The sequence below is a fragment of the Microcoleus sp. Aus8_D2 genome (assembly GCF_036702665.1).
Lineage (GTDB): Bacteria > Cyanobacteriota > Cyanobacteriia > Cyanobacteriales > Microcoleaceae > Microcoleus.
This window is the reverse complement of sequence record NZ_JAUBUN010000025.1, coordinates 56,035-63,929: the sequence shown is the minus strand read 5'-3', so window position 1 is coordinate 63,929 and position 7,895 is coordinate 56,035. Positions and strand designations below refer to the sequence as shown.

General features: G+C 48.6%; 7 protein-coding genes. 5 read left to right on the top strand and 2 right to left on the bottom strand.

The window, feature by feature from the left end; translation table 11 throughout:
* Positions 1 to 172: 172 nt before the first annotated feature.
* Positions 173 to 1,261 (top strand): ABC transporter ATP-binding protein, encoded by a 1,089-nt coding sequence (locus QUB64_RS19820; protein WP_333269272.1) that lies wholly within the window; start codon positions 173 to 175, stop codon positions 1,259 to 1,261.
* A gap of 153 nt (positions 1,262 to 1,414) precedes the next feature.
* Here the strand turns inward: QUB64_RS19820 and QUB64_RS19815 are convergent, their stop codons facing one another.
* A complete protein-coding gene (locus QUB64_RS19815) occupies positions 1,415 to 3,556 on the bottom strand; it encodes a protein phosphatase 2C domain-containing protein (protein ID WP_333269273.1) in 2,142 nt (713 codons plus the stop codon).
* A gap of 336 nt (positions 3,557 to 3,892) precedes the next feature.
* Here QUB64_RS19815 and QUB64_RS19810 point away from each other — a divergent pair, with 336 nt between their 5' ends.
* Positions 3,893 to 4,324, top strand: coding sequence for an NfeD family protein (locus tag QUB64_RS19810; RefSeq protein ID WP_333269274.1), 432 nt, complete (start codon positions 3,893 to 3,895; stop codon positions 4,322 to 4,324).
* A gap of 179 nt (positions 4,325 to 4,503) precedes the next feature.
* Positions 4,504 to 5,463, top strand: coding sequence for an SPFH domain-containing protein (locus QUB64_RS19805; RefSeq protein WP_333269275.1), 960 nt, complete (start codon positions 4,504 to 4,506; stop codon positions 5,461 to 5,463).
* 362 nt (positions 5,464 to 5,825) lie between these two features.
* Here the strand turns inward: QUB64_RS19805 and QUB64_RS19800 are convergent, their stop codons facing one another.
* A complete protein-coding gene (locus QUB64_RS19800) occupies positions 5,826 to 6,218 on the bottom strand; it encodes a Fur family transcriptional regulator (protein ID WP_333269276.1) in 393 nt (130 codons plus the stop codon).
* Between the two features lie 248 nt (positions 6,219 to 6,466).
* On the opposite strand from QUB64_RS19800, the gene purS reads away from it, so the two are divergent.
* Both purS and purQ read left to right on the top strand, forming a co-directional pair.
* Positions 6,467 to 6,751 (top strand): phosphoribosylformylglycinamidine synthase subunit PurS, encoded by a 285-nt coding sequence (gene purS, locus QUB64_RS19795; RefSeq protein ID WP_333269277.1) that lies wholly within the window; start codon positions 6,467 to 6,469, stop codon positions 6,749 to 6,751.
* 352 nt (positions 6,752 to 7,103) lie between these two features.
* Positions 7,104 to 7,805 carry a phosphoribosylformylglycinamidine synthase subunit PurQ gene (gene purQ, locus QUB64_RS19790; protein ID WP_333269278.1) on the top strand — a complete coding sequence of 234 codons (702 nt, stop codon included), beginning with the start codon at positions 7,104 to 7,106 and terminating at the stop codon, positions 7,803 to 7,805.
* Positions 7,806 to 7,895 lie beyond the last annotated feature (90 nt).

Below are 7,895 nucleotides of genomic sequence, written 5' to 3'. Positions count from 1 at the left end.
CTGTAGGGTGCGTCAGGGGGAAAATTATTGAGTATCTCGTCAAAACATTCAGCCCTGACGCACCCTACAATAACTAACTAACTGTAGGGTGCGTCAGGGGGAAAATTATTGAGTATCTCGTCAAAACATTCAGCCCTGACGCACCCTACAATAACTACTACGATAGATAACAATGCACGCCGTCGAAATTTTAGACATTTCCAAAGTATTTAAAAGTGCCCGCAGTCAAGATTTCTTAGCTGTAGACAACATTAACCTGCAAATTGGCGATCGCGAATTCTTTTCTTTGCTTGGGCCTTCCGGCTGTGGCAAAACGACAACTTTGCGAATGATCGCGGGTTTTGAAATGCCCACAGCGGGCGAAATTTACATTCACGGGCAACCGATGCGACATCGCCCGCCATTTCACCGCCCAGTGAATACGGTATTTCAAAACTATGCTTTATTTCCGCACATGACTGTAGCACAAAATGCTGCATTTGGGTTGGAAATGGAGAATTTGCCTCCGCAAACAATTCGCGATCGCGTGCTGGCAGCTTTAGCATTAGTACAGTTAACGGATGTAGAAAAACGCTATCCCCGCCAACTCTCAGGGGGGCAGCAACAGCGAGTAGCGTTGGCGAGGGCGTTGGTTAAAGAGCCTTCGGTTTTGCTGTTGGATGAACCCTTAGGCGCCCTGGATTTGAAGTTGCGTAAAGAGATGCAATTAGAATTAAAAAAAATGCAGCGACTGTTGGGAATTACGTTTATTTATGTAACTCACGATCAGGAAGAAGCGCTCACCATGTCGGATCGAATTGCTGTGATGGAGGGAGGAAAACTCCAACAAGTCGGGACGCCTGTTGAGATTTATGAATATCCTAAAACGCGGTTTGTTGCTGATTTTATTGGGGACAGCAATTTTTTGACCGGGCGAGTAGTAGAAAAGCAAGAGGGTCAAATAATCGTGTTGGTTGACCAGCAGTTGCCCGTGTTAGTTAGGACATCAGAAAATTTGCCCGCTGGGAAAGTTGTTACCCTGGTGTTGCGGCCGGAAAAAGCTGCTATCTATCCGGCTAATTATGAGGCTGAGCATAGCTGGCCCGGAGTAGTTGAAGAGGCGATTTATCTTGGCACTGACACGCGCTATACGGTGCGCCTGACTGCTAAAAGCTCGATCGCCCTTCGCCGACAAAACTTGCACAGAGATGACTTGCAGCGGCACAAAGTTGGCGACAGCGTTCGAGTCGCCGTGCCGCCGGAAAGTATCTGCATTTTTTGAAACGTGCTGCTGAATTCAATAGACTTGAATTGCAAAAGTCTTTTTAATCAAATTTTGGGACGCTGCTCAAAGCCATCCCACAAGAAAAAAAGATTTTTGTGGGATGGCTTTGAGCAGCGTCCTAGTTATTTGTGCAATTTTGTCTAATCTCCTTTACTGGGGTGATGGCGACGGACTCTCGGCCCCGGGCGAGGGAATATCCGCAGGAGTTGATTCTGGCGACGGCGAGGGACTCTCCGCAGGACCGGATTCTGGGGACGGCGCGGGACTCTGTACCCCGGGCGAGGGAATATCTGCACCGGGGGAGGGAATCGGCGAAGGAGTCGGGGCGGGAGTTTCCGGCGGTGGCGGAAGTTGTTCGGGCTCAGGCTGAGGGTTTTGGAGGCTGCGCACCCACAAACCTAAACCTGCGCAGGCTAACATCAGCACCAACAGCCCCAGCATGGGCAGCAAACCCTTGGGCTTCTGTTTTTGAACTGGTTCCGAGGCGGGGGGATTTTCGGGGTACAGCAACTGTTTGGAGGATTCAGAAAGCTGAGATTCTGGCATCGTCCCGGACTTTTGGAGGGATGCCCGGAGGGACGGCGGCAGCGACACGGACGTTGCTGACACCGGCGCGGATGACACCGACGCTGAGGCTGACGCCGGATCGAACAGTACCAATCTCTCCGGCGACATCCGACAGTGAGTCACCACCACGGAGCTGTTGTCGTAACCGTTTTTCTCGTTGGCGAGGCGAATCCAAGACTGAACCGCAGCTTCCAAAGACATTCTGCCCTCAAGTACCTCTGCGCCGTAATTCTGCCAAGAGTGCTCTACCCAGTCGTTGTCGCTCAAACCGTCGGAACACAGCAGCAGTAAGCCTTCCTCTTCGATAATAAATCGGTGAATCGTCGGGCGCAGGAAATCGCCGTCCCGCGTGCCCAAGGCTTGAGTCAGGGCTCCGGCATCCGATCGCAATTGAGTCTCCCAGTATAAACTGTGTCCTAGGTGCACTTCCCTGGACGCTACATCGTCGTCCACAGTCAGCCGCTGACAGTAATCTTTGCCAATCCAATAAGCGCGGCTGTCTCCAACATTGACTAAATAAAGTTCGTGACTGTTATTCGAGGGCAAAGCTTCGGAAACTTTCACTTTTTGAGGCAACTGGAGGGCCATCACCAAAGTGGTTCCCATGCGCTGCCGCAACTCTTTTCCCTGCTCGTTATTTTGAGCAGAAATCACATTATTCACAACTCTGACTATTTCTTCTAGTTGATCGATCACCATTGCTGGCGTCATCAACTCTTGTTGTTCAGCGATTTCTCCGAGCAAATTTTGGATTAAAGCTTTCAGGGACTGCACGGCTAATTGACTGGCTACTTCTCCTCCTTCGTGGCCTCCAACCCCGTCGCAAACCATTGTCAAGTAAGGAATTAGTTTGTCGTTCCCGGAACTTTTGCTAAATTTTAAATCAGCAGCAGTCGGATAGCAACTATCTTCATTTTGGGAGCGCTCCGGCCCGGTATCGGTGATGCCGACTACTTCTAAATGCAGAGGCAATTTAGCAGCTTGTTCTAATAGTAAATCGTTGAGTTCCTGGGCGATCGCGTCGAAATTCATGCTGCTGCGGCGCATAAATACACAAATCTCTCCGAGTTTCGACTGCACCTCGGGCTGGGCCGATTCCACCAAACCCGACCACACATCTCCCAAATCCCGCAGTGTCGGCACAAAATTGCCCGGGTGCAGTTGCAGCAGGCGTACCCGCCAACCTTCCACGCGCAAATTTTCCGGTACTAGCAAACTCGCAGCGACTCCTTGTTCCGACAGCGGCGCCCACATTTGGAGCATTTGCCACAGCCAGTAAACTTGGCGGGTGGCACTTGTCTGAGACCAAGCTTGTAAGATAGAAGGATACAGGCGACCGAAATTAGTGATCGGCACATTTTCCAACAACAGCACCTCTGTGGCGGACGGTGCTTCCCCTAGGGAACAAAAACCATATACTTCGGGCGTGTGCAGTCGCTGGGGATACAAATGCAGGTAAGGCATAATGTGCACCGGCAGTTGTTCGGGGACGCTGGGAGGGATAGATGGACGGCTATCGAGCCAGATTTGGGGTGCAATGACCAAATATCGATCGGCGATTACCTTACCCGTTGGCACTTCCTCGACGGCTGGGCCCACCGCCCACAAATAGCGATAAATTAAATCTGTTTCGCAAGCAGCACACTGCTGGCGGCCAAGGGTATTGCGGGGTTCGGCACAGCTAAGATTCGGGCAATAAATGGGTTGTGAGAAACTGCTGATCATATTGAAATAGTTTGTGTAAAAACATTCTGAAGATATATGATTCCCAGACCCAAATTCACGAGCTTGAGAATAAACTGATTTTAGCCCCTATCAATTTCTTAACTGGCTTTGGGGCCTAGAAATTGTAGTTGCTGTCGGTGGACACCGGCTAAAATTGTAATCTAAGTTACTAAAACTCTGAGTTTGAGTGCGATGGAAGCCTCAACCTGGTACGGAGACGCCCCCATCGCTCGACTAGGGCCAGCAAGTCGCAAACCCTTGCAGACTCAGTTGTTGGCAATTCTTAAATCTCAAATTTCAAATCTAAGATCTTTCATAATATCACTATTCCTTTTTATGATCTGGACTCCCACGCTCCTTTGGCTGCTAGCTGGGGCATTGCTCTGTTTGGCAGAGCTATTTCTCCCCACTGCTTTTGTCGCTTTTATGATGGGACTGAGCGCCTTCGCCGTAGCTGGATGCTCTCTAGTTTTACCTTACGTTAATTTACAAATATTCCTGTGGATGGTATTTTCGACAGTTTTTGTGCTGCTGTCCCGGCGGTTGATACCAAAAGGCAAGCCAAGGGCGATCGCAGATTCTCAGGAAGCTAAAACTTTAACAGAAATTCCCCCCGGAGAAGCGGGACGAGTGATTTATGAGGGGAATTCTTGGCGAGCTCGCTGCGAAGACAGTTCTACCACTATCCCCCCCAACCAAAACGTCATTGTCGTGGGACGGAAAGGCACTACTCTGATAGTTTTACCAGAACATTTATTGCATTCTTAAAAAAGATGCGAAATTAGTAATAGCTAATTTGTAGTTAGTCAGTAGTCAGTAGTCAGTAGTCAGTTGTCAGTTGTCAGTTGTCAGTTGTCAGTTGTTAGTTGCCAGTTGTTAGTTGTCAGTTGTCAGTTGTCAGTTGTCAACAATTAACAGTTAGTAGTCAATATTTATCGGAGGCGACCGTGGAACAAATTTTTTTACTCGTATTTTTAGCATTAGGCGGCTCAGCCCTCGCAGGTTCCGTCAAGATTATCAATCAGGGAAATGAAGCGCTGGTGGAAACTTTAGGTAAATACAGCGGCAAGAAACTCGAACCAGGTTTAAATTTTGTAACACCATTTCTCGATCGCGTAGTTTACGAACAAACAATTAGGGAAAAAGTCTTAGACATTCCCCCCCAAGCTTGTATCACGCGCGACAACGTTTCCTTCACTGTAGATGCTGTGGTTTACTGGCGGATTGTGGACTTGGAAAAAGCCTGTTACAAAGTAGAAAATCTCCAGTCAGCAATGGTAAATATGGTGCTGACTCAAATTCGCGCGGAAATGGGTCAACTGGATCTCGAACAAACTTTTACGGCTCGTTCTCAAATTAATGAAATCTTGCTCAGAGATTTAGATATTGTTACCGATCCTTGGGGAGTGAAAGTAACGCGGGTAGAATTGCGGGATATTATCCCCTCTAAAACTGTACAGGAATCGATGGAATTGCAGATGGCAGCCGATCGCCGAAAACGAGCGGCAATTCTGACATCCGAGGGCGAACGCGAGTCAGCAGTTAACAGCGCCAAAGGTAAGGCGGAGGCGCAGGTTTTGGATGCGGAAGCGCGCCAAAAAGCGACTATTTTGGAGGCGGAAGCTCAACAAAAGGCGATCGTCCTGAAAGCGCAAGCAGAACGCCAAAGTCAGGTTTTGAAAGCTCAAGCTACTTCTGAGGCTTTGCAAATTATCGGCAAAACTCTGCAAACTGACCCCAACTCGCGGGAAGCTTTACAGTTTTTGTTAGCTCAAAACTATCTGGATATGGGCTTGAAAATTGGCAGCAGCGACAGCAGCAAGGTGATGTTTATGGACCCGCGCAGCATCCCCGCTACGATGGAAGGATTGCGATCGATTGTTGGGGAAGGAAGTAAAATTGATTAGTCAGTAGTCAGCAGTCATTGGTCAGGGGAGCATCTCATTTTTGCAAGAAGCATTTTTTTCTTATAGTGCGAGCGTCCCCGCTCGCGTATTATACGATACGCGAGCGGGGACGCTCGCACTATTAATAAATGCAAAACTGAGATGCTCCCTTGGTCATTAGTCATTAGTCATTAGTCATTAGTCATTAGTCATCAGTCATTAGTCATCAGTTACGAGTTAACTGCCAATAACCAATTACCGATTATCGATTACTGATTACCGATTACCAATTCCCAATTACCGATTACCAATTCCCAATTACCGATTACCAATTCCCCATGCCCCATGCCCCATGCCCCATGCCCCATGCCCCATGCCCAAATTTAAGATTCCTGAGCTAAAGTACATCGATCGCACAATCCGAAAAATTCCAATGTGTGATAATAAATTTTGAAAGAATGAGATTGTTGTAGTTGGCTTTCTAGGTGGTGTACGGGGCATTCGTCGATCGTAATGGACGCGCCGCATTCGAGACAAGTGAGGTGATGTTGGTCTTGGTGGGCGGCACCGTAGAGAGACTCGCCACTAGCAAGGGTTCTGACTTGCACGAAGCCCTCCCGCTTTAAACCGTCGAGGGAGCGGTAAACTGTTGCTAAGCCCATGCTGTGGTCGCTGTTACGCAGTTCTAGGTAGATATCCTGCGCTGAGAGCGATCGATTCAAGGTCTTGAGCAAGTTTAATATACGCTCCTGACTGCGGGTGCGGTTGGTTCTCATAATTTTTTTGTGTAGTCTGCTGGAATCGGATTTGTCCCTGTTTCTAGGCTATCTTACTTGGGGGAGTCATACCAAAGTCGAACGAAGACTCGGCGGTTGAAACCGCGTCTATACAAACGATGTCCACCTCCGTGGACTCAAGAGTAAGAGGCTATTAAACGCGGATTTGGTGTGAAAGGTCGATCGCGCGTTGCTCAGTTGTACAATACAATGGCGCTAACTTCCACATCACCTATCGCAACATTCCTGTGACTCAGAAATATCTTGCCCAAATCTATGTTACTCTCCGCCCTTCGGTTTTAGACCCCGCCGGTACTGCCGTACAGTCTGGTTTGCAACACATGGGATACGACAATGTGGAGCGCGTGCGTATCGGGAAGTACGTTGAATTGACGCTGACTGCTGCTGATGAGTCGTTAGCGCGCGAACAACTCGATCGCGTTTGCGATCAACTTTTGGCGAATCCGGTGATTGAGAATTATCGCTTTGATTTGACTGTAATTCCTGTACCTGTCGAGATGGCGGGGGTATAGATTCGATCCCCCCGGCGCCCCCCTTATTAAGGGGGGGACAAGAGTTTTCAAAATAAATTCGATCCCCCCGGCGCCCCCCGGATAGTCGGGGTAAGAGTGTTCAAAATAAATTCGATCCCCCCGGCGCCCCCCTTAATAAGGGGGGGACAAGAGTTTTCAAAGTCTGTCTTAAAAAGGAAGGAAGTCTGAACACTCAAAGTCCCCCTTCTTAAGGGGGATTTAGGGGGATCTAGACTTCGATACAAACGAAATAAACCGAGGATTTCAATCTTAAATTGATACCTCTTCCCTCTTCCTTCTTCCTTCTTCCTTCTTCCTTCTTCCTTCTTCCTTCTTCCTTCAACATCTGCTTATGAAATTTGGAGTTATTGTTTTTCCCGGTTCAAATTGCGATCGCGATGTGGTGTGGGTAACTCAAGGGTTGCTGCACCAACAGACGCGGATGATTTGGCACGAAGATACCGATATTTCGGATATTGACATCATTGTAATTCCCGGTGGTTTCAGTTACGGAGATTATTTGCGGTGCGGTGCGATCGCCCGTTTTTCTCCGGCGATGCGAGCTACGGCGGAACACGCGAAAAAAGGAAAGCTTGTACTCGGCATCTGCAACGGTTTTCAGGTGTTGACTGAAGCTGGTTTGTTACCGGGTGCTCTGGTGCGAAATGCCGGATTGCATTTTATTTGCGATAACGCTTCCTTGAAAGTTGAACGCGGTAATACTCCCTGGACTTCGGCCTATAGTTCGGGTGAAATCATCGATTTGCCGATCGCCCACGGTGAAGGTAACTATTATGCTGATGCTGATACTTTGGCAGAGTTGGAAGAACACGATCAAGTGTTGTTTCGCTACTGTACGAGTGCTGGGGAAATTAGCGCTGCTGGTAATCCGAATGGTTCGTTAAATAATATTGCTGGCATTTGCAATCGCCAGGGCAATGTGTTAGGAATGATGCCGCATCCTGAGAGGGCTTCTGATCCAATGTTGGGCGAAACTGATGGGGTGAAATTGTTTCAAGGTTTGCTGATGGCTACTGTGGCGGCTGTTTTGTAGCTTTGGGTTATTCGTTGTGTGGGGGCGGGTTTATCTGAATTGTTTGTGAGTATTAGAGATGTTGGCGAACCCGCCCCTAACGCATCTCGG

What these genes read in the sequence shown, in the direction of transcription:
- QUB64_RS19800 (WP_333269276.1), bottom strand. Translation starts at nt 6,218, where the DNA reads ATGAGAACCAACCGCACCCGCAGTCAGGAGCGTATATTAAACTTGCTC.
- QUB64_RS19810 (WP_333269274.1), top strand. Translation starts at nt 3,893, where the DNA reads ATGATCTGGACTCCCACGCTCCTTTGGCTGCTAGCTGGGGCATTGCTC.
- purQ (WP_333269278.1), top strand. Translation starts at nt 7,104, where the DNA reads ATGAAATTTGGAGTTATTGTTTTTCCCGGTTCAAATTGCGATCGCGAT.
- QUB64_RS19820 (WP_333269272.1), top strand. Translation starts at nt 173, where the DNA reads ATGCACGCCGTCGAAATTTTAGACATTTCCAAAGTATTTAAAAGTGCC.
- QUB64_RS19815 (WP_333269273.1), bottom strand. Translation starts at nt 3,556, where the DNA reads ATGATCAGCAGTTTCTCACAACCCATTTATTGCCCGAATCTTAGCTGT.